The 1,555-nt window shown below is 61.0% G+C and carries 1 protein-coding gene; it reads left to right on the top strand.

The window, feature by feature from the left end:
• The first annotated feature begins 124 nt into the window (after positions 1 to 124).
• Positions 125 to 1,521 (top strand): IS3 family transposase gene (locus tag AC50X6_RS18690; RefSeq protein WP_494967632.1). Its coding sequence is split into 2 segments (ribosomal slippage): positions 125 to 476 and positions 476 to 1,521, totalling 1,398 coding nucleotides; the frame shifts between segments, so codons are not numbered across the junction.
• Positions 1,522 to 1,555: the final 34 nt, after the last annotated feature.

A 1,555-nucleotide genomic window follows, 5' to 3' on the forward strand; every position in this document is an offset into this window, starting at 1 on the left:
CCCTACGTGTCAGGGTTGGGTGAGGCCAGCAGCTCGTAGCAACTTCGTCTAATTCGTAGGGCGAGAATCAGGAACATCACCAATGTCTATCTCCACGATTTCCCCGGTGCGGGAAGATGGGTCCATGAGTAATTCTGGCCCCCGCTCCGGCGGCCCGACCCCTCGTAGGTCTTTCACTCCGGCACAAAAGCTGGCCTATCTGGACGCCTACCAGCGGGCCTGCGACGACGGTACTGGCGGCGGGGCATACCTGCGCGCTGAGGGCCTGTATTCCTCCCAGATCACCGAGTGGCGCAAGCTCCGCGACGCCGGCGTGCTTGAGGGCAAGAAGCCCGGGGAAAAGATTGGCAAGCCAACTGCTGAACAGGCGGAAATCGGGCGTCTACGTCGGCAGCTGGAGGTGAGTGAACGCAAGCTGGCACGGACTGAAGCGGCGTTGTCCATCATGGAAAAAGCACGGCAGCTTTTGGAGGACATCTCCGAAAGCGAGGAGCAGCAGCCCTGGTACAAGAAACCCTGATGGGTGCCTACACCGCCCTCACCCAGGCGGCCATCCCCACCCGGGAGGCAGCCGCCATTGCCGGGCTATCCAGGGCCACAGCGACCCGCAAGCCCCGGACGCCGGCGGCTGAACCCCGCCTCGCACCAGTGCCGGTAAACAAGCTCTCCGCGGCCGAACGCGCCCACATCCTGGCCACCGTGAACTCGGCGCGTTTTGTGGACCTTCCCCCGGTGCAGATCTACGCCCAACTCCTGGATGAAGGCATCTACTTGTGCTCAATCTCCACGTTCTACCGTGTCCTGGAGGAGAACAGTCAGGTCCAGGATCGCCGGCGACAGGCACGCCATCCGCCCCGGGCCATCCCGGAGCTGGTCGCGACCGGGCCCGGACAGGTTTACAGCTGGGACATCACCAAATTAGCTGGCCCGATCAAGGGTAAATACTACGATTGCTACGTCATGATCGACATCTATTCCCGCTACATTGTCGGCGCCTATGTCCATGCGCATGAGTCAGGGGAACTGGCGGTGGAAATGATGAAGGAAATCTTCGGCATCCACGGCATCCCGCAAATCGTCCACGCCGACCGCGGGACCTCCATGACGTCCAAAACGGTCGCTGCGCTGCTCTCAGATCTTGAGGTCACCAAGTCGCATTCGCGGCCCCGCGTAAGCAATGACAACCCCTACTCCGAGGCGTGGTTCAAGACGCTGAAGTTCGCTCCTATATTCCCCCAACGCTTCGGCTCCCTGCCGGATGCAAGGGCCTTCATGCAATCCTTCGTGGACGGGTACAACCACACCCATTGCCACACCGGGATAGGCCTGAATACCCCGGCGGATGTCCACTACGGGTTGGCCTCCGGCAAAGCGAAGGAACGTGCGAAAACCCTGGCCGTTGCACGGGCGAAATACCCCGAGCGATTCACCACAAACAAGGACCCGAAGATCCTCGCCCTGCCCGACACTGCGTGGATTAACAATCCAGCCGAGAGGACCGCAGCAAAAGAAGCCGCCTAACTCCCACTGGCCTCATTCACCTTGACAAATTCCG

This window comes from Pseudarthrobacter sp. HLT1-7 (assembly GCF_059383435.1).